Here is a 22,692-nt window from a genome sequence, read left to right as displayed (position 1 = left end):
CGACTATACTGCTAATACATCATCCAAAAAGCACTGTTTGACCACGGAGGGTCTCGGGTGAACCACAGGATTAAACCACTGACGCTACTGCTTTCACTGGGTTTTGCGGCCACACAAGCAATGCAGGAAGCCCAGGCCCAGAGCATTTACCAAACGATCGACAGGCACGGCAATGTCACCTTTACCGACCACCCTGGGCATGGTGGCAAACAGATTCATCTCCCACCGCTACCGCTGCTTCCCGCCATGGCACCACAGCAGGTAGCACCCGCCGCTGTGGCTTTACAGCCTGTGTCTGGGTCTGGCTCTGGGCCTGAATCTGAGCCTGGTCAGTCACCCACGCGCCCGGGCTTGCCGTTCATGCCTTACGACACCTTCTCCATCAGTACACCGGTCAACAGTCAGACCTTACCCCTGGGCGCGGCTGGCAATGCTCAGGTATTGCTGAATATCCAGCCAGCCTTGCGCAAGGACCACCGGGTGCGCCTGCTACTGGACGGCCAGATCAGCCAGAGCGCCATGCACACCACCACCTTCATACTGTCGAACCTTAACCGTGGCTCGCATCAACTACAGGCCGAACTGATCGATGCCTCCGGCACAGTGCGCCACCGCACGCCGGCGCAGATAATCCACGTCCAACGCGCCAGTATCAATATGCTGCGTAATCCCAACAATCGCAGTAACATCAATAATTCGGGCGGCCTATTCAACGAGCCCAGCAACTAGGCATATACCAACGCCAAATGTTCAGGTATTACTAAACGCTCAGCCTAACCTGCGCAATAACTCGAGCCACGACATCCCGGGACCATACACCAAGGCATGTACCAGCGCCTAATAGAGCACATGACCACCGCCGTACTGCTGCTCGACGACCAGTTGCGGCTGCAGTGGATGAATCCAGCCGCTGAGGCGCTACTGGCACTAAGCCTTGCCCGGGTAAGCGGTCAGGCACTACTTGAGTTGATTGATACCGACAATGAGGTTGGCGAGCGACTTACCCGGGCATTGCGGGAATCCCACCCCTTTACCCAGCGCGAAGCGCGCTTGACGCTTGCCACCGGTGACAGCCTGACGGTCGACTACACCGCCTCGCCCATCAGTGGGCAGGAACTGCTGCTGGAGGTGGAGCCGCGGGATCGACTGCTGCGAATTTCTCGCGAAGAAGCGCTGCAGTCGCGCCAGGAAACCATCAAAGTACTAACTCGCGGACTGGCCCACGAGGTCAAGAACCCGCTCGGCGGCATTCGTGGCGCAGCCCAGCTACTCGAACGTGACCTCAAAGATCCTGCCCAAACCGAGTTCACCCGCATTATCATTGAAGAGGCGGATCGGCTTCGCGATCTGGTTGACTCAATGCTCGGCCCCAACCGCCTTGCTCGTCACAGCACGCTGAACATTCATCGTGTGCTGGAGCGCGTGGCTGCCCTACTGGCTGCGGAATATCCCGGCATCCACATCGTTCGCGACTACGACCCGAGCCTTCCGGAACTGCACGGCGATGAAGCCCAGCTGATCCAGGCGGTGCTCAATGTGATGCGTAATGCCGCTCAGGCCATGACCGAAGGCGCCACACAACAGCCCGAGCTGGTGCTGCGTACCCGGGCACGCCGCCAGTTCACGCTAGGTGCCAAACGTCACCGCCTGGTCTGCAAGATAGCCATCATCGACAACGGTCCGGGCATTGCCAGTGGCTTTGAAGAGACACTGTTCTATCCGATGGTGTCTGGCCGCGCCGAGGGAAGCGGCCTGGGGCTATCCATTGCCCAGTCGATCCTTCACCAGCACCAAGGGCTGGTCGAATACGAGTCGCGCCCCGGTCACACCGAGTTTCGTCTGCTGATTCCCCTGGAGACACCCCATGACTGATGCCGCCCGCGTACTGGTCGTTGATGACGACCGCACCATCCGCTGGGTGCTGGAGCGCGCGCTGGATAAACCGGACCTAAACGTCGAGTGCGTAGACCGTGCCGAAGCCGCACTGACCCGGCTGCTGACCGACCCCCCGGATGTGCTGCTCACCGATATTCGCATGCCCGGCATCAACGGCCTCGACCTGCTGGCTCGGGTGCGCGAAGCCCAGCCCGAGCTACCGGTCATCGTGATGACCGCCCACTCCGACCTCGATAGTGCAGTGGCCTCCTACCAGGGCGGCGCCTTCGAGTACCTGCCCAAGCCATTCGACGTGGACGACGCCCTGGCACTGGTGCGCCGTGCTGTAGCCCATGCCCGGGAGCGCAAACGGCCGCTGGTGGCTCCCGAAGGCCAGGACGCCGAGATCATCGGCGCGGCTCCGGCCATGCAGGAGGTATTTCGCGCCATCGGCCGCCTCTCGCAGTCGCATATCACGGTGCTGATCAACGGCGAGTCGGGTACCGGCAAAGAGCGCGTAGCCAAGGCACTGCACCAGCACAGCCCTCGCGCAAGCCAGCCGTTCATCGCGCTGAACATGGCAGCGATTCCCCGCGACCTAATCGAGTCAGAGCTGTTCGGCCATGAAAAAGGCGCCTTCACTGGCGCCACTACCCTGCGTCAGGGACGCTTCGAACAGGCCAACGGCGGCACACTGTTTCTCGATGAAATCGGCGACATGCCTGCTGAAACCCAGACCCGGCTGCTGCGGGTACTGGCCGACGGTGAGTTCTATCGAGTTGGTGGCCACCTTCCGGTTCAGGTCGACGTGCGCATCATCGCCGCCACGCACCAGAATCTTGAGACACGAGTTAGCGAAGGCCTCTTTCGCGAAGACCTGTTCCACCGCCTCAACGTCATCCGTGTGCGCCTACCTTCTCTGGCCGAACGCCGCGAGGACATCCCACTGCTCACCCGACACTTCCTGAGTGAGGCCGCCCGCGAACTCGCCACTGAAACCAAAGTGCTTACCGAGGCCGCCGAGCTCAAACTCACCCAGATGTGCTGGCCCGGCAACGTGCGCCAACTGGAAAACACCTGCCGCTGGCTCACCGTCATGGCCTCGGGCCGTGAGATTCTGGTTGAAGATTTTCCGCCAGAGCTTTTGGAAAAAGACAGCAGCCCGTCAGCAAGCGCCACCGTGGCGGCAGCACCTAACAACTGGCGGCAAGTGTTTGGCGACTGGGCTGAGCAAGCACTGGCCACGGGCCAGGATCAGCTGCTGCACCAAGCGGTAGCGGACGTCGAACGTATTCTGATCCGCACTACGCTTAAACATACCGACGGACGCAGGGGCGAAGCCGCCGAGCGGCTCGGATGGGGGCGCAACACCCTGAGCCGCAAGCTCAAGGTGTTGCTGCCGGAGCTGTCAGACGATTAACGCTGTCCGGCAAACTCTCTAACCGCCCAACAGCTGGGTACGCTTTTCAAGCCACGCCAGGGCGTCACCCTCAAGCTTAGGCGCCAGCCGCTCCCTCACCTCTGCGTGGTAGGCGTTGAGCCAGACAATTTCGGCATCGCTGAGCAGCTCGGCCTTAATGGGGCGGGTATCGATGGGGCACAGGGTCAGGGTTTCAAAGTGCAGGAAGTCGCCGAACGGGCTGTCATCAGACGGGCGGTTGACAGCCAGGTTCTCGATACGGATCCCCCACCCACCCGGGCGATAGAGGCCCGGCTCAATGGAGGTAATCATGCCTGACTGCATGGCACCCTGGGGCGTTACCGGAGCATGCCAGGAAATTACCTGAGGGCCTTCGTGTACATTCAGGAAGTAGCCTACGCCATGGCCAGTGCCATGACCGTAGTCCCGCCCGGTAGCCCACAGCGGCGCACGGGCGATGGCATCCAGTTGAGGCCCGGGAATGCCGCGCGGAAAGTGCGCTTGCGAGAGTGAAATGGTGCCCTTAAGCACTAGGGTGTAGTCCTCGCGCTGCAGGTCACTGAGCTCACCCACCGGAATCACTCGGGTAATATCCGTGGTGCCGCCAAGATACTGGCCGCCGGAGTCGATCAGCAGCAGCCCATTACCGTGAATTCTGGAATGCGCCTCTTCGGTAGCACGGTAGTGGGGCAGTGCCCCATTGGCGTTGAAACCGGCGATGGTGGCGAAGCTGCGGCTGACGAAGTGCGGCCGCCGCGCACGGGCTGCGGTGAGATGTTCATCCACATCAAGCTCTGTCAAGGTGTCACCACGCTCAAGCGCGGCTTCAAGCCAGGCAAAGAACTCGCACAGTGCCGCCCCGTCTTCTTCCATGGTACGACGCACATGAGCAAGCTCAATATCGCTTTTGCAGCCCTTGGCGAGCGTGCTGGGCTGGAATGCTTCACACAGGGCTGCGCCTTCGGGCAAGGCCTGACGGGTTGCCAGTGAGATGCGCGCCGGGTCAAGCAGGATGCGTGACGTCGAAGCTAGCTCGCCCAGCCGGGCCGCCCAGTCAGCGTAATCAGCCACGTCAATGCCATCGGCACCCAGCGCTGAAATGGTCGAAGCATCCAGCTTGCCAGGCGTCACAAACAGAGTGGCACTGTGCTGGCCGATCAGCAGGTGCGACAGGAATACCGGGTTGAACTGCACATCACTGCCACGCAGCTGGGTCAGCCAAGCAATATCATCAAGCGTAGAGACCAGGTGACAGTCAGCATTTTTTTCGGCCATGGCGTCACGTATCCGAGCCAGGCGCGCGCTACGCGTCTCATCCAGCCAGTCCTGAGCATGGACATACACCGGCGCCTCGGGAAGCGCCGGGCGCTGCGGCCAAATGGTATTCAGCAGGTCAGGGCCATGACGACGGCGAATTCCCGCTGGCGCCAGATGATCGGCCAGCTTGCGCGCCGTGGCCAGCGATACCACCGCCGGATCAAACCCAACGCACTGCCCCTCTTCCAGCGACTCAGCCAGCCAGCGCATTGGCGCATCCGGCTGGCCCGGCTGCAGCTTCATCAATGCAATGCCGCTACCGGCCAGCTGGGCCTCGGCCTGCTCCCAGTAGCGGCTGTCTACCCACAGCCCTGCTTCTTGCCGGGTGATGACCAGGGTGCCCACCGAGCCATCAAAACCCGACAACCAGGCACGCCCAGCCCAATGCTCCGGAAGATATTCTGAGCTGTGTGGGTCAGAAGACGGTAGCCACCAGGCGTCCATATCGTGCTTCTGCATGGCCTTGCGCAGACCGGCAAGCCGCTGGGCCGCCGGAAAGGTTGCATCGTTACTCATCTATAGCACTCCAGTCGTTGCCCGCTGGCGGGACAGTGAGGAGCCGCACTACCGCAACCTGAAACAGTCGGAGGGCGTGCAGCATAGGCAGATCATACCTGTCATCATCGCGTCCAGCAGGGTCAGCAAGCAACAATTGCGGCTGACTAGGCTAGCGGCACCGTAACTGCGAGAATACAGGTCTCAAGGAGATTCTCTGCATGACGCAAATGAGCTGGCAGCGCTTGCTTGATCCAACGCGGCTGCATGACACCCGGGATGCGCTCCCCGAAGAGCCTGGCCGCAGTCCTTTTCACAAGGACCACGACCGCATTGTGTTTTCTGGGTCTTTCCGTCGCCTGGGCCGTAAAACGCAGGTCCATCCGCTGACCGAAAACGACCATATCCATACGCGACTGACTCACTCGCTGGAAGTCGGCTGCGTGGGGCGCTCGCTGGGCATGAGCGTTGGCGAGGCACTCAATCATCGCCTACCTGACACCATCAGCCCGGCGGATCTGGGCGTTATTGTCCAGGCAGCCTGCCTGGCCCACGATATCGGCAACCCGCCCTTTGGGCATGCCGGCGAATATGCCATTCGCGACTGGTTCAAGAGTGCAAAACTCAACGGCAGCGGCCTGCTCGACGGTCTTTCCGAAGGTGAGCGCCGCGACCTGCTAACTTACGAAGGCAACGCCCAAGGCTTTCGCATCGTCACCCAGATCGAATACAACCAGTTTCGCGGTGGAATGCGTCTGACCACGGCAACCCTGGGCACCCTGCTGAAATACCCATGGACGGTCGAACATGGCGGCAAGGCCGGCAAGTTCGGTGCCTATCAGAGTGAAGCGCCGCTACTGGCCGAGCTCGCCGATCGTCTCGGTCTGATCGCACAGGGCCAGCAGCGCTGGTGCCGCCACCCGCTGGCGTGGCTTGTCGAAGCCGCCGACGACATCTGTTATGCGCTGCTCGACCTGGAAGATGGCCTGGAGATGGAAATTCTTGATTATGGCGAAGTGGCAGAAGTACTAACCCAGATTGCCGGTGGCGTACCCGAAGACTACATCACCATGCAGCAGCAGGGGGCCTCGCGGCGCCGACGCATCGCCGCGCTGCGCGGTGCTGCCATGGAGCGTGCTGTCAGTGACGTCAGTGATGTGTTCGTCCAACACGAACATGAGCTGCTCAGCGGCAGCCTGCAGCAGGACCTGCTGGCGCTGTGTCATCCCGACCTGGACTGGGGCGTGAAGGCCGCCAAACAGTTGGCCCGCGAGCGCATTTTCCGCAACGAGCGCAAAGCCAAGCTGGAAATCGGCGCCTACACCACCCTGGGCATTCTGCTGGAGGCATTCATCGGCGCGGCCCACGAGCTGCACCATACCGGCAGCTCGTCGTTCAAACATGAGCGTGTGCTGGCGCTGATTGGCGAAAACACCCCGCTGCCGTCGTGGTCACTCTACGACAGCTACCGGCGCATGCTCGACTTCATCGGCGGCATGACCGATCACTTCGCCGTTGACCTGGCCCAGGAGATGGGCGGACGCTTGCGCGGTTATTGACGTGCCACAAACCATCAGAGCAGAGAAACCATGCCTGAGCTTTTGTTGAAACGCCTAATCACACTGCTGATCACGCTGTTTATCAGCGTCTCTACCATAGCAGAAATCCCCGCTATCCAGGTCGAGGCGTTTGATAGCTATACCCTTGCCCTGACCTGGCACGGGGGCTTCTGTGAAAGCCGCTCACGCCCGCCACGCGAGTGCCAAAATGTCTCGTTGTCTCAGGGGGCTGACGACGGCTTTGTGCTCCATGGGCTATGGCCTTCCCTGCCGCAGCGGCTGCGCGAGCGCGGCGTAACGGCTGGCCAGTGGCGTAAAAACGGCTGCTTCTTGGAGTCACCGCGCCCCAGCGGCAGCTTTTGTCGTCATCCATCACTGGAGCTTTCCAGCAAGCTCAGCGATGAGCTCGACTACAGCATGCCAGGCCGTGCCAGCTGCCTGGGCCGCTATCAATATGCCAAGCACGCCGCCTGCCTTGGCATCACCGCCGAAGACATTTTCGACACCTCGGTGGCGCTGGTAGAGGCGGTTAACAACAGTGCTTTTGGTGCCTTTGTCCGCGATAACAGTGGGCGCAGTGTGGGCAGGAACGCATTGATTGATGCCTTCGAAAAAGCTTTCGGCCGTGGCACTGGACGAGCACTCCACCTGGCGTGTGGCGGAAGGGGCAAGCGCACACTGACCGAAGTGCGCATCGGCATTCATGCGAACCAGCTGACCCGCTTCCCTGCGCGCGACAGCCTGATGCGCATGAATCGTGGCAACTGTGGCAAACAAATCAACCTGCCAGATCCTGGCTGAGCCCGCACAGCCACTCACTCTTTCATTCTGTCAGCCAAACATCAGCGCGAGTCAAGACGACGCTGCAACGCGGCAATCACCTTACGGTGGGTGGCTGGGTCCATCTCTGGCCCCTGCCAACTGCTGAGCTGACGCGCCAACCCTTCGCCGCTGACCACCCACAGCTCGCCCCGCGGTCCAGTCTCAGACTCGGCACCGACGACCTGCCAACCGGGCAGCACCAGAACACCCTGTACCGGCACAGCCTTGCACAGTTCACGCTCCAGCCACACCGCCAACCAGCGGGTTGACTGCAGGGCTTCTTTCATCGGACGGCGTTCGTTCCAACTGCCAAAACGTAGCCGCTGATGCTCTACGCTGACAACGTTTTGCGGCGCGCCATCTAGGCTGATTCCCGGCGTTCTGGCGCGCGTATCAATAACAAATACACGGCATGGCGTAACAACCACATGGCCCAGAGTGCGCAGCTTTCCAGGCACCTCCTGAAACACCACATAGGGATGCGACTCAGGACGAATCAGCCGCTTGAGCTCTTCACCCACGGCAAGCTCACAGGAAAGCCCGAGCTTGAGGCGGGAGATTTTCTGGAAATCGCGAATCAGCCGCAGCCCGAAAACCAGCGCCAGCACGCTGGTCAACGCGCCGATCATTGCCCACTCCAACCACAATTGCTGAGTGGCAAATAGCATGCGCCCCATGCCGTAGACCAGCGGGGCCAGAATCAGCACAGGCCCCAGCGCACCATTAATGAACAGGCTCACAAAGGACCGGTCAAGACGCTCTCGCAGTGTCTGCCCGGACGCCTTGAGTGGCTGGGTGTCGAACGGAGAAAACGGCTGGCTGTTCAGCAGGTGGCGCAGCGCAAGCACAGCCACGCCGGTGGCAGCCAGTGGAAAGAGAAACAGCAGCGGTAGAAGATACTCAAGCCAGACCATTGCTACATGCCTTTGTTCATGAACACGGGTATTCTAGCCCGGTTGCATGACCAAGCGACACGCGCCCTTATGGTAAGACTCGAGGACTGCCCCGCATGACGCAAACACAGTCTGCTCCCGATACTTTGCTGGACTTTGTTCAGCGTCATTCACGTCTGACCGTGTTGACCGGTGCTGGCATTAGTACCGCCAGTGGGATCCCGGACTATCGCGACGCCGAAGGCAACTGGAAGCACTCGCCGCCAATGCAACATCAAGAGTTCATGGGCAGTCACGGTGCTCGCCAGCGCTATTGGGCCAGGGCGCTGGTCGGCTTTCGCACCCTGGAGCAGGCCCGCCCCAATACAGCCCATGCGGTGCTGGCACGCCTGGAAGCCAGGGGGCTAATCAACGGCATCATCACCCAGAACGTGGACGGCCTGCACCAGCGTGCGGGGTCAAAGCGGGTAATTGATCTTCACGGGCGGGCCGACAGGGTGCGCTGTATGGGCTGCGATATGCGTCGCCTGCGCCATGAGCTGCACGCTGAACTCGCCGAGCGTAACCCTGACTGGCTGACACTGAGTGCCGCACCACGACCCGACGGTGACGCCGATCTGGAGCGCGACTTCAGTGGCTTTGAGGTGCCGGCCTGCCAGCAGTGCCAGTCGGGCGTATGGAAGCCCGACGTGGTGTTTTTCGGTGACAGCGTGCCAGCCAGCACCGTCAAGGATGCCATGGACCTGCTGGCCGATAGCAACGGTCTGCTGGTCGTGGGTTCATCGTTGATGGTCTTCTCGGGCTTTCGTTTTGTCAGGGCAGCCGTACAGCAGAGTAAACCGATCGCCTGCCTGAACCTAGGCCGCACACGGGCCGATGACCTTTACCAGCTCAAGGTAAGCCAAAGCGCCGAACCGGCACTGGTCTCGCTGGAGCAAGGGCTCGAGGCGCTCGAACGGGTCTGACAGTCAGCCACCACTGAGCCTGACCCGATAACCTCGCTGTTCCAGCTCAACCTTGAGCACATCGCGCTGATCACCCTGAATCTCGATCACCCCGTCTTTCAGGGCACCTCCCGTGCCACACCGCTTCTTGAGTGCCTTGGCCAACGCCTTGAGCTCCTCACTGGTCAGCGGCACACCTTCGATCAGCGTAACGCCCTTGCCTTTGCGTCCCTTGGTGTCACGCCGTAACCGCACAATGCCGTCCAGTGCCGCCAAACGCTGCTGCTCAGCATTTTCAGCACAGCGGCATTGGCCGGTGGATTCGCGGCACTCAGGACAGATATCGCCATGTTCAGTGGAATAGACCAGACCACGTAGCTGATCCTGCATTGATGTCATGTGCCAGCTCCTTTGTTTCTGCTAATTAGGAATAATCAAACCAGTAACGGCCGCCAGATGGCAGCCGCCTTATCCAATATATTGGCTCAACATGTTGGTTCAATAAGATGCTTCAATCACATGCAACTGCACAAGGTATCAGGATAGCAGCAGTGCACTCAGCCAGAAGACAGAAGCTGGCGAGTATTGGTCAGGCGTGCGATTACTGTAGGCAGCTGAAACATGCTGGTAATCATGATGGCACCGTCGGGCGTCGACTCGGCATCGGGAAAGCGATTGAGGTGCACCACAGTGCAGCCCGCATCCAGCGCGGCCTTTACGCCAACCAGCGCGTCATCAATGGCGACACAGTCCTGCGGGTGATAGCCCATCCTGCTGGCGGCGTGCCGATACAGGCCGGGATCAGGCTTCCAGCAGCCCACCTCATAAGCGCTGAACAGGTTGTTCCCAAAAGCACTTTCCAGCGCAGTGGCGCCCAGCGAGGTACGCACCTTCCTCAGCGGCCCGTTGGAAACCACGCCCATGGGATGCCCGGCAAGAGCCGCCAATGCCTCGGCAGCGCCTTCTATCACTTCAAGATCAACAGCCAAGCGGCGATCGAGGTTGGCGCGCATACGCTGCTCAAGTATCCTGAGCCGCTCAGCATCAACACTGCCGTAGCGCGCCTCCAGCGTTGCCACAATGTGACGAAAGCGTGCACCGCGAAACTCACCAACGTAATCGCTGGCCCGAAATGGCAAGCCCGCCTCGGTGAGGCTGTGCTCCATTTCTTCGGCCAACAGCGGTTCGCTGTCGACTAAGGTGCCGTCACAATCGAAAAGCAGACAAAGCGGGCGGACCATTGGCAGACCTCTCAGCATGAAGGTGCATTGCTGGTATCAAAAACATTTCAGGCATTGATCGTGATACAGATCATTAAAGACTAGATTTTGCATTTTGTGAACAGTGTTTTTAAATGTCCCCCTCTAACACTTCTGAATTTCTCCCAATTTGGACTTTCAACAATCACTCTACCTTAGTGTCGAGGCCAACTCTTCCACCAGTTCAGTCATTGCTTTCACACCTGACTTAGCCAAATTAAGCAATGCTAGCTAACAGCCCAGCATTACCACCAAAATCAACTATCGCGGCCTTCCTGCTCAGATGGCGCGCAGCTAGGTTCGCAGAGCGCCAAGTGTTATGTTATAACATCAACGCTCTATCCCTTACGTCAGGCACACCTCGCCTGTTCATTTGCCTAAGAATGGGAATGGTGCGCCTTTTTGCGTTTAACGCTGGCTCGGCAAAGCGTCTACTGATGCCGCCAGGAAACTGCTGAACCACCAATCCGATACCTAACGACTCCTCTGACATGCTCAAGCGAGCCCTACATGGAACATAACACCCTAGAAGATATCGCCACCGCGTCTGCCGAACACCTTGGCGCACTGAACTGGGTCGGCATGGAGGGCATCGCCCTGCCACTCCAAGTCGCCGGGCAACCCATCTCTGGGCGCGCTTCCGCGGGCGTCAGCCTTGATGATCCAGCTGCCCGCGGCATTCACATGTCACGCCTTTATCTGGCTCTGGCCGACTTAGAACAAAAAGAGCTCGCGCTGCCGCTGATAGCCACCGTGCTTGACACCTTTTTAGCAAGCCATGAGGGGCTATCACAACAAGCTTTTCTCGACCTCGAAGGTGAGGCTCTACTGCGCCGTCAAGCGCTGATCAGCCCCCTATCGGGATGGAAGACTTACCCCTTCGCTCTACGCTGCCATCGTGACACCCTCGGACTACATGCCACCCTCGAACTGAGCGTGGGCTACTCCTCCACCTGCCCCTGCTCAGCGGCATTAGCACGTCAACTGATCCAACAAGCCTTTTACGATGATTTTGCCGACATAACCGTGACCCGCGATGCGGTGCACACGTGGCTGGGGAGTGACCAGAGCATCCTCGCAACGCCCCATAGCCAACGCAGCCAGGCACATCTTTCCGTGCGCCTAGATACTACCTCGACAGAATTGCCGTTACTGACACTGGTCGACACTATCGAACACGCCCTAGGTACAGCCCTGCAAACCGCAGTAAAGCGCATCGACGAACAGGCCTTTGCCTTAGCCAACGGCCAAAACCTAATGTTCTGCGAAGATGCGGCCCGGCGTCTGCATACTGCCCTACGCGACCAACCCAGTATCACAGGGTTTTCTCTACGAATGGTGCATGCCGAGAGCCTGCATGCCCATGACGCCGTGGCACGCAGTCAGTGGAACTGGCAAGAAATGTAATAACGACCTGAGAACAAAAAAATGCCTAGCGCATCACTGGACTCAAAGAGACGTATCGTAAGATGCCACAGTACGTGCGCTACAGCGTCTGATCTGCGAAACCAGGCTAGATAAAGCAAACAGGATCGCGGCTAGGCAGACAATGGTGGGGCCGGTAGGAGTATCAAGCCAGTAGGCGGCCTGCAAGCCGCCAGTGGTCGAAGCGGCTCCAACCACCGTAGCCAGCAGCGCCATAGCCTCTGGAGAGCGACAAAAAGGACGGGCTGCAGCAGCAGGAATAATCAGTAGAGCAGCAATCAACAGCGCGCCTACCACTTTGAGCGCCACGGCCACGACCACTGCTAGAGCCAGCGTCAGCACCAACTGTTCACGCCTAGGGTCAATACCACTAGCACGAGCTAAGTCAGCATTCAGAGTTGCCGTCAGCAACGCCGACCAACGCCACCCAACTAGGCTCACCACTAATAACGCGCCGCCGCCGATAAGCACCAGATCCCCCTTGCTAACGGCTAAGATATCGCCGAATAGGTAAGCCATCAGGTCGATACGCACCCCCGAAAGGAATGACACGGCTACCAAACCAAAAGCCAGTGCCGAATGCGCCATAACACCGAGCAGAGTATCCATGGCATAGCCCCGCTCGCTGAGCAGAGAAACCAGCGCGGCCATTATTAGTGACACTGCCAAAACGCTTACAAAAACAGACGTAGATAGCAGCAGCGACAACGCTACACCAAGAATGGCCGCGTGAGCGGTAGCATCGCCGAAGTAGGCCATGCGACGCCACACCACAAAGCACCCCAGCGGCGCAGCAGCGAACGCCACACCAAGGCCTGCCAAGGTAGCGCGAACTAGGAAGTCATCAAGCATTAGTGGTGAACCTTTAAGATGTCAGCGTCCGCCGCCCGCCGATGAGGCTCACCGGCAGCAGAGACCTGATGTGACTGATCGTGATAATGACGATAAAGCGCTAACGTTTCGGCGATATCAGAGCCGAATAGCTCTCGGTAAGCTGGCGATGAAAGCACCCGATCGGGCGTTCCTTGGCAGCAAACATGACGATTCAGGCATATTACGCGATCTGATGCCCGCATCACCACATGCAGCTCATGGCTGACCATCAGCACCGCACAACCCATGTCTCGGCGCACGTTTTCGATCTGACGATAAAAATCAGCCATACCGCGGTGATCGAGGCCTTGGGCTGCCTCGTCAAGCAGCAACAGGTCGGGCTTATTTAATAGTGCTCGAGCGAGCAGAATACGCTGCAACTGCCCTCCTGAAAGGTCCGTCACCTGATGTTGGCTCAACCCTGGCACACCGGCTTGCTCCAAGGCTTGGCACACAACCTGTGTTGGATGACGACGCGGCAAATTCAAAAAACGCGTCACTGTCATTGGTAGCGTGGCATCAATGGCCAAACGTTGAGGCACGTAACCGATGATCAGGCCCGGCTGGCGTACCAAGCGGCCGCTACCTGGCTGTATAGCACCAATGATGGTCCGCAACAGCGTCGACTTTCCAGAACCATTGGGGCCAACCACAGTGACGATCTCACCAGGATCGATATGTAGATCGATGCCTTCAAGAATACGGCTTCTTCCAAAAGTGACGTGCAGGTTATCGATCGACAGCAGGGGCATGGCATCCCTCCAATTTTGTCATGTCGATGACAGAAATCATCCAGATCGGCACAGTTGACGAAGCTATGGATGTTATAATATAACACACACTATCACAATAGATTCATTCACTGTCTGCACAAAATAGGAGAAGGATAATGAGAAACAAACTGCTACGCCCACTTTGCCTGCCCTGGTTAATGGCTCCTGCTATCGCGGCTGCCGAGGTGCCTACCGTGGCAGTGGATATTCCACCTGTATATTCACTGGTCGACCAAGTGATGGGGGAGCTAGGCTCTCCCGAGTTGATAGTTCAGCCAGGAGCTTCACCCCACGGCTATTCCATGCGACCTTCTGAAGCAGAAGCCCTTTCACGTGCCGATGTCATCGTTTGGGTCAGTGACGACCTAACGCCATGGCTGGTCAGGGCTCAGAAATCATTAGCTGACGGAGCGATGAGAGTAGAGCTAATGGAGACTACCGGTACACAACGACTCGAATATCGCCAAGGGACAACGTTTGATGCCCATGAACATCAACACGATGAACATGAGCATGAACACGACCATGCACACCATGAACACGACCATGCACACCATGAACATGCGCATGACGACCATGACCACGAGCATGATGAACACGACCATAAACACGAGGGTATAGATCCCCATGGATGGCTCGATCCTGTCAATGCCCAGGTCTGGCTCGGGGCTATTGCCGAATCGTTAGCCGATGCCGACCCTGATAACGCCGAGACTTACCAGCAGAATGCGGCGGAAGGACAGGCTGAATTAGAAACCCTGATCAATACGCTGAATGATCGCTTGGCAGATACTCATGATGCACGTTTTGTCGTATTTCATGATGCTTACCAATACTTCGAGAACCGCTTCGACGTACCGGCTGCAGGCGCAATTTCACTCAGTGATGCTTCAGACCCCAGCCCGTCGCGTATTCGCGAAATCCAGACATATGTCACTGAGCAAGGTGTCCAGTGCGTGTTCCGAGAGCCGCAGTTCAACCCTGCGCTAATCGATATCGTATTCGAGGACACCGGCATCGAGACATCAATTGTCATCGATCCACTGGGCGTCGGCCTTCCTCTCGATACTAATCTCTATCCACAGCTGCTAAACCAGCTGGCTGACGGGATAGTAAGCTGCGCTCAACATGAGCACTAAGCACTAACTGAAACATCACACCATTGGCCCACGACAAAAGGCTGATCCACCATAATCTCGGGGCCAGACTGAGCAGCATCAGCCTGACCCCGAGAAATAATAGCGCTTGAATTTGCATCAACCTCAGAAAGCTGGCGTCAAGAGAACAAGATTAACCTTTAGCGCAGCGGGTACATGTGCCATGTAGTTCGATCGTCGATCTACGCAAGGTAAAACCATGACGACTGGCCATGCTCGCTAGATCACGCTGCAACTCGGCATCATTTAACTCATCGATGACCCCGCAATCGTCGCAAATAACGAATGCAGCAGAGCCGAGACAGTCACCAGATAAGTTGCAGGCAGTATAGGCATTGAGCGATTCAAGACGATGAACCAATCCGAGCGCTTGAAGCTTTTCCAGAGAACGATATACCTGAACCGGTGCACTAAACCCATCTCCACGCAGCCGGTCCAGTAACCCATAGGCGCCCAATGGCATTTCCCCTTCATTTAATGTATCCAACACTAATTGCTCTTTTTTGGCTAGCGTCATGACCCTTTCCTCATTGTACCCTCGCCCCCATTATTTCCAGCAGACCACCCCACACACCAGTCTACAAAGCAAAGAAAACAGCGAAACATTTTCTTTTAGAATCAAGCTATTCTGATAAAAAACGATTCAAGAAGTCCGATCACCATGAGGTAAAGACTAGCTACCCCGACACCTCCATGCAATGGCTCTTCCAATGCCGCGCTGAACACCTAACCTACCGATATGAATAACAACACGACCTACGGCGTGAACCCGGGGCGCTCGCGGAGTACACTATTGCGCGTTATCAACCGCCAGCCGAGGCCTGCGATGAGCTCCCACCTGCTTTCCATCGATTCCCTGTCCCGCGATGATGTCGACCACTTGATCCGCGTCGCCGAACGCATGGAACCCATCGCCCAGCGACGCAAGATCACGCGGGTGCTGGAAGGCGCCGTGCTCGGTAATCTGTTCTTCGAGGCTAGCACCCGCACCCGGGTCAGCTTCAACGCGGCCTTCTGCCGCCTGGGCGGCACCGTGTGCGACACCACTGGTTTCACCTTTTCGTCCATGGCCAAGGGCGAGTCCCTGTACGACACCAGTCGGGTCATGAGCGGCTACTGCGATGCCATCGTGATGCGCCACCCTGATCAAGGCTCGGTGGCCGAGTTCGCCCGCGCCACCAATGTACCGGTGATCAACGGCGGCGACGGCCCCGGCGAGCACCCCAGCCAGGCGCTGCTGGATATCTACACCATCGACAAAGAATTCACCCGACTGGGCAAGACGCTGGCCGGCGCCCACGTGCTGCTGACCGGCGATCTGAAGTACGGCCGCACCGTGCACTCGCTGATCCGACTGCTGTCGCTCTTCGGCCCAATGCGCATCACTTTGGTGTCACCGCCGGGGCTGGAGATGCCCTCAGCACTGATCGAGACCGTCAGTGCCCGCGGGTTACAGGTAGAAGAGCGTGACAGCCTGAACGGCGACTTCTCGGATGTGGACGTGGTCTACACCACGCGTATCCAGAAGGAGCGCTTCACCCAGGAAATGAGCGAAGGCTTCGGCGTGTTATCACGGGATTACACCGTTGATCTGGCTTTTCTCAACCAGCGCTGCAATGACAGCACCATCGTCATGCACCCGCTGCCCCGCGACAGTCGCCCCGAAGCTAACGATCTGGATATCGACCTCAACGGCGACCCGCGTCTGGCAATTTTCCGCCAGACCGATAACGGCATTCCTATGCGCATGGCGATCTTTGCCAACTTGTTGCAAGTAGAAGATCAAATCGAAAAAGACATGCGCGATGTGCGCTGGTTTGTGCCGAAGCGCATCGGCGTAGACGACGCGGCGTTTTAAAACCGCTCAAACACTCGGCAACCCTTCCTGACGCGCCAGCCAGGACTCAAGAATCAGCACCGCGGCAATCCCATCGACGCTTTCAGCGCGATAGTTGCCGCGATGCCCTGCTTCTTTAGCGATGGCCTTCGCCTCGCGGGTTGAGCCACGTTCATCAGCCATCTCGCAGACCACGCCGAAACGCCCGTATAGCCGATTGCCAAACTTGCGGGCACGGGTGCTCATCACGCTTTCGCTGTCGTCCATATTGAGCGGCAGCCCCACCACAAACAGATCCGGCTGCCACTCCTTGACCAGTGCCGCTACCTGCTGCCAGTCGGGAATACCGTCCCGTGCAGGCAGCGCCGCCAGCTCACGGGCATTGCCGATCAGTTCATTGGCTACCGCGACACCAATACGCCGAGTGCCGAAGTCGAAGCCGAGAATCAGACGCTGGCCGGTACGGGGCATGATTGGCAACTCATCAACGGTTTATCACTAGCTGTGCCCGGCTTCGCGGGTCATCAGATTCAGGTCAACGCCCAGGGCACCCGCACTGGCATGCAAGCGCTGCTCTGGCGGCAGCTCAAACAGAATGTCAGCACGGCCTTCCACAGTCAGCCAAGCGTTTTCTTTGAGCTCGTCCTCAAGCTGGCCGGGCTCCCAGCCCGAGCAACCCAAGCACACCAGAAAATGCTCTGGCCCTTCGCCGTTAGCAAGCGCCTGCAAGATATCCATGGAGGTGGTCAGGGCGATATCTTCACTCACCTGCAGGCTGGAGTCCCAGTCACTGCTGAGGCCACGGTGCAGGATGAACCCGCGGTCTTTATGTACGGGGCCACCAAAATAGACCGGGTCGCTGAGCTGAGACGCATCGTGAATCTCAAGATCCAGTTGCTCCAGCAGCGAATCAAGGGTCAGCTCCAGAGGGCGATTGACCATCACACCCATGGTGCCGTTATCGTCGTGGTCGCAAAGGTAACAAAGCGACCCGGCAAACTGGGAATCTTCCAGATGCGGCATTGCCATCAGGAAGTGGTTTTTCAGACTTTGCATAGACTTCTCCGGCAGGGCTACTGCTCGCCGTATGGGAATATCTTACCAACAGGAATAATGAGCTGGAGGCCATCTAGGCACTGGTGCCGATGGCAACCTCTCCAGCTCTTGTCTGGCGTCGATTGTAACACTTATACCCACGCGACTGAGGGTAGGTTATGTTTGCTGACCGTCGCAGAGGCGGCGAATGACGTCCATCAGATCGCTGGCAATGTCGGTGCCACGCTGGTCGTCGATCTCGCGCACGCAGGTCGGGCTGGTGACATTGATCTCGGTGATGTAGTCGCCAATGACATCCAGGCCGACAAAGATCAGGCCCTTCTCACGAATCATCGGTTTAACCTGATCGACCAGCCACAGGTCGCGATCGGTCAGCTCGCGGCTGACACCGGTGCCACCAGCTGCCAGGTTACCGCGGGTTTCGCCAGCCATCGGCACCCTGGCTAGGCCGTAAGGCACTGGCTCGCCGTCGACCAGCAGAATGCGGGTATCGCCGTTCTTGATCTCAGGCAGATAGCGCTGGGCCATGATTTGGAGTTTGCCATTATCGGTGAGCATCTCCAGCACCGCTCCCAGGTTGCGGCCATCCGGCCCCACATGGAAGATGCCACTGCCGCCCATGCCGTCCAGCGGCTTGAAGATCACATCATTGTGCTCTGCATGAAAAGCACGCAGCTCGCTGGCACGACAGGACACCAGGGTCGGCGCGCAGCACTGCGGGAACTGCTGAGCGAATAGCTTTTCGTTGCACTCCAGCAGCGCTCGGGTCGGATTGACCACCAGCACGCCCTCGCGCTCGGCAAAACCGAGCAGGTGGACCGCATTGAGGAAGTGCTCATCGACCGGCGGGTCCTTGCGCATCAGGATCACGTCCAGATCAGCCAGCGGCCGAGCCGTGGGCTCACCCAAGGAATACCAGCGCTGCGGATCACGATAGACCTCAAGGTCACACATCCGGGCATAAGCGCGTCCATCGCGCAGGAAAAGATCCTCCTGCTCCATATAGTGCAGTGACCAGCCACGATCGCTGGCGGCCCACAACATGGCCAGGCTGGTGTCTTTCTTATAGTTCAGGTCGGCGATGGGATCCATCACCACACCAATTCGCAGGGTGCGTTCGCTCATGGTATCTCTCGCAAATACCGCGCCGAGGCGCGGTCAGTAAATACGTTGGAGGGCAGTATGCAGCCACCCGTAAAACGGCTCTAGCCGCTCACTCTCACTCATACCCTCATTCATACCCTCATTCGGGGTGCGATGACCTATCCACCGCCAGCCGGATGCCATCGGGCTCAATAACAATGCGCTGCTGCTTGTACAGCCGGCCGATGGCCTGCTTGAACGCGCCTTTGCTGACACCAAGACGCGCCTTGATCTCGCCGGCCGGCGAGCCATCGCTCAGCGACAGATAACCGCCGCTCTCGCGCAGCGCTTTGAGTACCGTATCGCCCACCACATCAAGCCGCGCCGAGCCAGACGGCAGCAGCGATAGATCCAATCGGCCATCTTCCTCGCGCACACGTTTGATGTACCCCTTAACGCGCTGACCACGGCGCAGCGGCCGGGTCACATCGTCGCGATACAGCAACCCCCAGAAGCGGCCATTCACTGCCGCCTTGTAGCCAAGGTCGGTCTGCTCAGCGATCACCAGCGCTACCTCATCGCCCGCCTTCAGCCCCACGGCGTCATCCACCAGGTGACGATCCAGCCGCTGGGTCGCCACCGGACGCCCCTGATCGTCTTCATAGATCAGCACCAGCACACGCCGACCAACGGTGGGCCGGAACTGTTGTTCGCCATAGGGCAGCAGCACATCGCTGGCATGGCCCCAGTCGAGGAAGGCGCCGGTATTGTTGACCGTCACCACCGGCAGATAAGCCACATCGCCCACAGCGGCTTTGGGCTCTCGCCCACGGCGCATAGGCTCCCGGCGCGGGACACCAGCGCGGGCAGGACGGCGATCACGAAAGTCAGACATCAACGGTTTCCGCAGAAAATGAACGTGTTTCCACTAGTATGGGGGCGGGGCAACAAGATACAAAGGCATCATGCACAGCCCAATCATTAATAATAACGGAGCCACCATGTCCACCCAGATTATTCTGCCACGTCTTATGCAAGTCGGTGACAACGCCAGCCATGAGCTGCCCGCCGTGCTGAAAAGCCTTGGCTGCCAGCGCCCACTGATTATTACCGACAAAATGATGGTCCAGCTCGGCTACATCAGCCAGCTTCAGGACATGCTTAGAGAACACAAAATTGCCGTGGACGTGTTTGATGATACCGTGCCGGAACCCACCGTCGGCTCGATTCAGGCCGGCGTGGAGATGGCGCGCAACGGCAGCTACGACAGCCTGATCGCGCTGGGCGGCGGCAGCCCCATCGACAGCGCCAAGGCCATCGCAATACTCGCCAGCCACGGCGGTGACATGCACGACTACAAGTTCCCGCGCCAGGTTAATGAAGCAGGCCTGCCGATCATTGCCATCCCCACCACCGCAGGCACTGGCTCTGAAGCCACGCGTTTCACCATCATCACCGACGAAACCAGCGATGAAAAAATGCTGTGCGTCGGCATGGGCTTCATGCCGGTTGCGGCCCTGGTCGACTACCGCCTGACCTTGAGCCTGCCACCGCGCACCACCGCCGATACCGGCATCGATGCGCTGACCCACGCCATGGAAGCCTACGTCAGCAAGAAACGTAACCCCTACAGCGACAGCCAGGCACTCTCGGCCATGCGACTAATCGGCCCGAACCTGCGCCGCGCCTACCACGACGGCAATGACCAGGAAGCCCGCGAAGCCATGATGCTCGGCTCCACCCTGGCTGGCGTGGCATTCTCCAACGCCTCGGTGGCCCTGGTACACGGCATGAGCCGCCCCATCGGCGCCCACTTCCACGTGCCCCACGGGCTCTCCAACGCCATGCTGCTGCCCAGCGTCACCGCCTACTCGATACCCGCCGCCACTGAGCGCTACGCCGACTGCGCCCGCGCCATCGGCATCGCCAGCGAACAGGACAGCGACGACACCGCTAACCATAAACTGCTCGATGAACTAAAAGCGCTTAATGAAGAACTGCAGGTACCCACGCCAGAACAGTTCGGCATCCAACGCCAGCATTTCTTCGATCTGCTGCCAGAGATGGCCAAACAGGCACTGGCCTCCGGCTCACCCGGCAACAACCCTCGCGTACCCGATACCGACGAGATCATCGAGATTTACCAGCAGCTGTGGGCAGAGGACTAAGCTGAACTAACCCGCCATCGATAGCCGCCGCTTTTAATGCTCAACAGCAGAGAAAACGGCGGTTTTTGGTTGCGCCTGGTCAATGATTGACCAGACCAGCCTTTCGTACCGTGGGATTAAGTGGTCAACAATGCTAATTTAGCTGTAATGGACTAGAGCAGGATAAAAACAGCTTATGGCATGACTGGAATCACACCAAAGCGACTGTATAGCAAAGGCAGCGAACACGTTCATCGGGGATATGCAGCATGCGTGGCGACTGGTGTTATGTGGCCGGGCTATACATGACTCCCAACATTTTCAATAGGCTAAGAGAGGCGCAGGCTAGCTTCATAAGATTATTGAACGCACGTGCTCGTTCAAGTCAATAAACGAGCACGCTGTCTAATACCTGTTAGCTAAAATCGAGGAAAGATGTGGAGAAGCCTGATTATCTATACCATTACACAAGTATCGAGGGTCTTGCGCATATCCTTGAGTCCCGTCAGATTCGTTTTTCACGGCTAGACCTGCTTGATGACATCACAGAAGGCCAATCACAAGACGCCGTAGATTGGAGGAAATTTTTCTTCGTAAGCTGTTGGACCTCGGACGAAGAGGAGTCGATTCCGCTTTGGAATCTTTACACTCCCGACATGCGCGGAGTTCGTATCAAGCTTCCGACGGATTTGTTTAAGAAGTTTTTTATCGACCCGTCCGAAGTACCTAGTTTCATCCATATCGCCGACACTAGCGGCGCACCAGAAGGGGCTCGTATAAGTCTTCAGTCCTATTTGCCATACGATCGAATGCATGGTGAAGACTACTTTGTTATGCCGCCTAGCTTCCAGGCAGATCAATGGCCTTTTCCAATCCAATATACCTCAGATGAGACGCTCTTAAATCAGAACCTTGTTTCGTATGATGATGCATCCGAAAGGACAGTGCTCAGCCCTTTCGAAGTAGCGAAGTACAAGAGACCCGTCTGGTCATTTCAAAAAGAATGGCGTTTTCGGCTTTACTGTCACCCAGCGGCGTCAAGAAGCTTGAAGGGATCGTTATCCGATGACGATTACATGGCATTAATGCTTAAAGAGCTAAGTGACCTCACTCAGGGAGTTGATCATGAGTATTTTTTCATGGATATCGACGACTCGGCCTTTGAGAATATCGAAATCGTTCTAGGACCGAAGGTTGCTCCTGCACACAGAATTATTGTGGAGGCGTTGGCGAAAGCTCACTGTTTAAAGGTAACCGTTCAGTCCAGCAGTCTTACTGGTTCTATAAGATGACAGCTAAACAAATCGCTGCAGTTGACCGCCCAAAGCGCTGTCGCGCGTTGGGTTCCCTCCACGGCCTCCGGCCGTTCCGGCGGCAACTGAGCTTCGGCGTATATTTCGAAGGAAGCTTATGGAAGACTATTTAAAAAAACTTGAAAATGAGTTGTCTGCCATCGAACAGCTTGCATCGCAAGGAGGTGTAAATGGTTTCTTTGGCCAAGAAGCGTTGCGTTTTTACTCTATTGCAGGAACACTTCTTGAAAGCTTCAAATGCGACAAAAGTGCTAGCGTAGATGAACGCTATATAACTCATATTCTCTCCAGGTCTATCCTTGAAAACTATTTCTGGATTATCTATTTATTTGATGATCCTGCTCAAACAGAAGTTCGATACACTGGTATGGTTGATGCGTTTAAGCGGGATTAAGTGCCTAACCGAAAGTTTTCGTGCATAATGTATGTAGGATAACTGACACG

General features: G+C 57.8%; 23 protein-coding genes. 12 read left to right on the top strand and 11 right to left on the bottom strand.

Features of this window, described 5'->3' with window-relative positions; genetic code table 11:
• The first annotated feature begins 57 nt into the window (after window positions 1–57).
• The 3 genes from ACTH3D_RS02855 to ntrC all read left to right on the top strand — a co-directional run bounded on the left by ACTH3D_RS02855 (window position 58) and on the right by ntrC (window position 3,295).
• The gene (locus ACTH3D_RS02855; protein WP_441665048.1) at window positions 58–729 is read left to right on the top strand and encodes a DUF4124 domain-containing protein; all 672 of its coding nucleotides are present in this window, start codon (window positions 58–60) and stop codon (window positions 727–729) included.
• A 96-nt stretch (window positions 730–825) separates the two neighbouring features.
• Window positions 826–1,872, top strand: a complete 1,047-nt coding sequence (gene glnL, locus ACTH3D_RS02850; protein WP_441665046.1) for a nitrogen regulation protein NR(II) — start codon at window positions 826–828, stop codon at window positions 1,870–1,872.
• Window positions 1,865–3,295, top strand: coding sequence for a nitrogen regulation protein NR(I) (gene ntrC / locus ACTH3D_RS02845; protein ID WP_441665044.1), 1,431 nt, complete (start codon window positions 1,865–1,867; stop codon window positions 3,293–3,295). The genes glnL and ntrC overlap by 8 nt, the downstream gene beginning before the upstream one ends.
• An 18-nt stretch (window positions 3,296–3,313) precedes the next feature.
• Here ntrC and ACTH3D_RS02840 read toward each other — a convergent pair whose 3' ends face one another.
• Window positions 3,314–5,128: an aminopeptidase P family protein gene (locus ACTH3D_RS02840; protein ID WP_441665042.1), complete on the bottom strand. Its 1,815-nt coding sequence runs from the start codon at window positions 5,126–5,128 to the stop codon at window positions 3,314–3,316.
• Between the two features lie 200 nt (window positions 5,129–5,328).
• On the opposite strand from ACTH3D_RS02840, the gene ACTH3D_RS02835 reads away from it, so the two are divergent.
• Complete coding sequence (locus ACTH3D_RS02835; RefSeq protein WP_441665040.1) at window positions 5,329–6,666, top strand: deoxyguanosinetriphosphate triphosphohydrolase; 1,338 nt, start codon at window positions 5,329–5,331, stop codon at window positions 6,664–6,666.
• A gap of 30 nt (window positions 6,667–6,696) precedes the next feature.
• Complete coding sequence (locus tag ACTH3D_RS02830) at window positions 6,697–7,467, top strand: ribonuclease T2 family protein (RefSeq protein ID WP_441665038.1); 771 nt, start codon at window positions 6,697–6,699, stop codon at window positions 7,465–7,467.
• Between the two features lie 41 nt (window positions 7,468–7,508).
• Here ACTH3D_RS02830 and ACTH3D_RS02825 read toward each other — a convergent pair whose 3' ends face one another.
• Window positions 7,509–8,402: a nuclease-related domain-containing protein gene (locus ACTH3D_RS02825; RefSeq protein WP_441665036.1), complete on the bottom strand. Its 894-nt coding sequence runs from the start codon at window positions 8,400–8,402 to the stop codon at window positions 7,509–7,511.
• A gap of 95 nt (window positions 8,403–8,497) precedes the next feature.
• On the opposite strand from ACTH3D_RS02825, the gene ACTH3D_RS02820 reads away from it, so the two are divergent.
• Window positions 8,498–9,346 (top strand): NAD-dependent protein deacetylase, encoded by an 849-nt coding sequence (locus ACTH3D_RS02820; RefSeq protein WP_441665034.1) that lies wholly within the window; start codon window positions 8,498–8,500, stop codon window positions 9,344–9,346.
• 3 nt (window positions 9,347–9,349) lie between these two features.
• Here ACTH3D_RS02820 and ACTH3D_RS02815 read toward each other — a convergent pair whose 3' ends face one another.
• Window positions 9,350–9,724, bottom strand: coding sequence for a translation initiation factor Sui1 (locus tag ACTH3D_RS02815; protein WP_441665032.1), 375 nt, complete (start codon window positions 9,722–9,724; stop codon window positions 9,350–9,352).
• Between the two features lie 158 nt (window positions 9,725–9,882).
• Window positions 9,883–10,566: an HAD family hydrolase gene (locus ACTH3D_RS02810; RefSeq protein WP_441665030.1), complete on the bottom strand. Its 684-nt coding sequence runs from the start codon at window positions 10,564–10,566 to the stop codon at window positions 9,883–9,885.
• 528 nt (window positions 10,567–11,094) lie between these two features.
• Between ACTH3D_RS02810 and folE2 the strand changes: the two genes are divergently transcribed.
• Complete coding sequence (gene folE2, locus ACTH3D_RS02805; protein WP_441665028.1) at window positions 11,095–11,991, top strand: GTP cyclohydrolase FolE2; 897 nt, start codon at window positions 11,095–11,097, stop codon at window positions 11,989–11,991.
• Between the two features lie 42 nt (window positions 11,992–12,033).
• On the opposite strand, the gene ACTH3D_RS02800 is transcribed toward folE2, so the two are convergent.
• Complete coding sequence (locus ACTH3D_RS02800; RefSeq protein WP_441665026.1) at window positions 12,034–12,861, bottom strand: metal ABC transporter permease; 828 nt, start codon at window positions 12,859–12,861, stop codon at window positions 12,034–12,036.
• Window positions 12,861–13,634 carry an ATP-binding cassette domain-containing protein gene (locus ACTH3D_RS02795; RefSeq protein ID WP_441665024.1) on the bottom strand — a complete coding sequence of 258 codons (774 nt, stop codon included), beginning with the start codon at window positions 13,632–13,634 and terminating at the stop codon, window positions 12,861–12,863. Before ACTH3D_RS02795 ends, ACTH3D_RS02800 begins: the two co-directional genes overlap by 1 nt.
• Window positions 13,635–13,771: 137 nt before the next feature.
• Here ACTH3D_RS02795 and ACTH3D_RS02790 point away from each other — a divergent pair, with 137 nt between their 5' ends.
• Window positions 13,772–14,794, top strand: a complete 1,023-nt coding sequence (locus ACTH3D_RS02790; RefSeq protein ID WP_441665022.1) for a zinc ABC transporter substrate-binding protein — start codon at window positions 13,772–13,774, stop codon at window positions 14,792–14,794.
• Between the two features lie 151 nt (window positions 14,795–14,945).
• On the opposite strand, the gene ACTH3D_RS02785 is transcribed toward ACTH3D_RS02790, so the two are convergent.
• Window positions 14,946–15,329, bottom strand: a complete 384-nt coding sequence (locus tag ACTH3D_RS02785; RefSeq protein ID WP_441665020.1) for a Fur family transcriptional regulator — start codon at window positions 15,327–15,329, stop codon at window positions 14,946–14,948.
• A 309-nt stretch (window positions 15,330–15,638) separates the two neighbouring features.
• Here ACTH3D_RS02785 and pyrB point away from each other — a divergent pair, with 309 nt between their 5' ends.
• Entirely contained in the window at window positions 15,639–16,670 is a 1,032-nt protein-coding gene (gene pyrB / locus ACTH3D_RS02780) for an aspartate carbamoyltransferase (protein ID WP_441665018.1), read from the top strand.
• A gap of 6 nt (window positions 16,671–16,676) precedes the next feature.
• Here pyrB and ruvX read toward each other — a convergent pair whose 3' ends face one another.
• The 4 genes from ruvX to ACTH3D_RS02760 all read right to left on the bottom strand — a co-directional run bounded on the left by ruvX (window position 16,677) and on the right by ACTH3D_RS02760 (window position 19,626).
• Complete coding sequence (ruvX, locus tag ACTH3D_RS02775) at window positions 16,677–17,120, bottom strand: Holliday junction resolvase RuvX (protein WP_441665016.1); 444 nt, start codon at window positions 17,118–17,120, stop codon at window positions 16,677–16,679.
• A 27-nt stretch (window positions 17,121–17,147) separates the two neighbouring features.
• Complete coding sequence (locus tag ACTH3D_RS02770; RefSeq protein ID WP_441665014.1) at window positions 17,148–17,705, bottom strand: YqgE/AlgH family protein; 558 nt, start codon at window positions 17,703–17,705, stop codon at window positions 17,148–17,150.
• Between the two features lie 156 nt (window positions 17,706–17,861).
• Window positions 17,862–18,830 carry a glutathione synthase gene (gene gshB, locus ACTH3D_RS02765; RefSeq protein ID WP_441665012.1) on the bottom strand — a complete coding sequence of 323 codons (969 nt, stop codon included), beginning with the start codon at window positions 18,828–18,830 and terminating at the stop codon, window positions 17,862–17,864.
• 118 nt (window positions 18,831–18,948) lie between these two features.
• A complete protein-coding gene (locus ACTH3D_RS02760) occupies window positions 18,949–19,626 on the bottom strand; it encodes a CvfB family protein (protein ID WP_441665072.1) in 678 nt (225 codons plus the stop codon).
• Between the two features lie 163 nt (window positions 19,627–19,789).
• On the opposite strand from ACTH3D_RS02760, the gene ACTH3D_RS02755 reads away from it, so the two are divergent.
• From ACTH3D_RS02755 to ACTH3D_RS02745, 3 genes are all read left to right on the top strand, one after another.
• Window positions 19,790–20,956 (top strand): iron-containing alcohol dehydrogenase, encoded by a 1,167-nt coding sequence (locus ACTH3D_RS02755; RefSeq protein WP_441665010.1) that lies wholly within the window; start codon window positions 19,790–19,792, stop codon window positions 20,954–20,956.
• A 416-nt stretch (window positions 20,957–21,372) separates the two neighbouring features.
• Window positions 21,373–22,227 carry a hypothetical protein gene (locus ACTH3D_RS02750; RefSeq protein WP_441665008.1) on the top strand — a complete coding sequence of 285 codons (855 nt, stop codon included), beginning with the start codon at window positions 21,373–21,375 and terminating at the stop codon, window positions 22,225–22,227.
• A gap of 118 nt (window positions 22,228–22,345) precedes the next feature.
• The gene (locus ACTH3D_RS02745; RefSeq protein WP_441665006.1) at window positions 22,346–22,642 is read left to right on the top strand and encodes a hypothetical protein; all 297 of its coding nucleotides are present in this window, start codon (window positions 22,346–22,348) and stop codon (window positions 22,640–22,642) included.
• The last annotated feature ends 50 nt before the right edge of the window (window positions 22,643–22,692 follow it).

This window comes from Halomonas sp. (assembly GCF_052095765.1).
GTDB lineage: Bacteria > Pseudomonadota > Gammaproteobacteria > Pseudomonadales > Halomonadaceae > Halomonas.
The sequence above is the reverse complement of the archived record's forward strand: the minus strand, read 5'-3'. Positions and strand labels throughout refer to the sequence as shown.

Coding starts and splice junctions, on each gene's coding strand:
- glnL (WP_441665046.1), top strand. CDS start 826: ATGTACCAGCGCCTAATAGAGCACATGACCACCGCCGTACTGCTGCTC.
- ntrC (WP_441665044.1), top strand. CDS start 1,865: ATGACTGATGCCGCCCGCGTACTGGTCGTTGATGACGACCGCACCATC.
- ACTH3D_RS02840 (WP_441665042.1), bottom strand. CDS start 5,128: ATGAGTAACGATGCAACCTTTCCGGCGGCCCAGCGGCTTGCCGGTCTG.
- ACTH3D_RS02835 (WP_441665040.1), top strand. CDS start 5,329: ATGACGCAAATGAGCTGGCAGCGCTTGCTTGATCCAACGCGGCTGCAT.
- ACTH3D_RS02830 (WP_441665038.1), top strand. CDS start 6,697: ATGCCTGAGCTTTTGTTGAAACGCCTAATCACACTGCTGATCACGCTG.
- ACTH3D_RS02825 (WP_441665036.1), bottom strand. CDS start 8,402: ATGGTCTGGCTTGAGTATCTTCTACCGCTGCTGTTTCTCTTTCCACTG.
- ACTH3D_RS02820 (WP_441665034.1), top strand. CDS start 8,498: ATGACGCAAACACAGTCTGCTCCCGATACTTTGCTGGACTTTGTTCAG.
- ACTH3D_RS02815 (WP_441665032.1), bottom strand. CDS start 9,724: ATGACATCAATGCAGGATCAGCTACGTGGTCTGGTCTATTCCACTGAA.
- ACTH3D_RS02810 (WP_441665030.1), bottom strand. CDS start 10,566: ATGGTCCGCCCGCTTTGTCTGCTTTTCGATTGTGACGGCACCTTAGTC.
- folE2 (WP_441665028.1), top strand. CDS start 11,095: ATGGAACATAACACCCTAGAAGATATCGCCACCGCGTCTGCCGAACAC.
- ACTH3D_RS02800 (WP_441665026.1), bottom strand. CDS start 12,861: ATGCTTGATGACTTCCTAGTTCGCGCTACCTTGGCAGGCCTTGGTGTG.
- ACTH3D_RS02795 (WP_441665024.1), bottom strand. CDS start 13,634: ATGCCCCTGCTGTCGATCGATAACCTGCACGTCACTTTTGGAAGAAGC.
- ACTH3D_RS02790 (WP_441665022.1), top strand. CDS start 13,772: ATGAGAAACAAACTGCTACGCCCACTTTGCCTGCCCTGGTTAATGGCT.
- ACTH3D_RS02785 (WP_441665020.1), bottom strand. CDS start 15,329: ATGACGCTAGCCAAAAAAGAGCAATTAGTGTTGGATACATTAAATGAA.
- pyrB (WP_441665018.1), top strand. CDS start 15,639: ATGAGCTCCCACCTGCTTTCCATCGATTCCCTGTCCCGCGATGATGTC.
- ruvX (WP_441665016.1), bottom strand. CDS start 17,120: ATGCCCCGTACCGGCCAGCGTCTGATTCTCGGCTTCGACTTCGGCACT.
- ACTH3D_RS02770 (WP_441665014.1), bottom strand. CDS start 17,705: ATGCAAAGTCTGAAAAACCACTTCCTGATGGCAATGCCGCATCTGGAA.
- gshB (WP_441665012.1), bottom strand. CDS start 18,830: ATGAGCGAACGCACCCTGCGAATTGGTGTGGTGATGGATCCCATCGCC.
- ACTH3D_RS02760 (WP_441665072.1), bottom strand. CDS start 19,626: ATGCGCCGTGGGCGAGAGCCCAAAGCCGCTGTGGGCGATGTGGCTTAT.
- ACTH3D_RS02755 (WP_441665010.1), top strand. CDS start 19,790: ATGTCCACCCAGATTATTCTGCCACGTCTTATGCAAGTCGGTGACAAC.
- ACTH3D_RS02745 (WP_441665006.1), top strand. CDS start 22,346: ATGGAAGACTATTTAAAAAAACTTGAAAATGAGTTGTCTGCCATCGAA.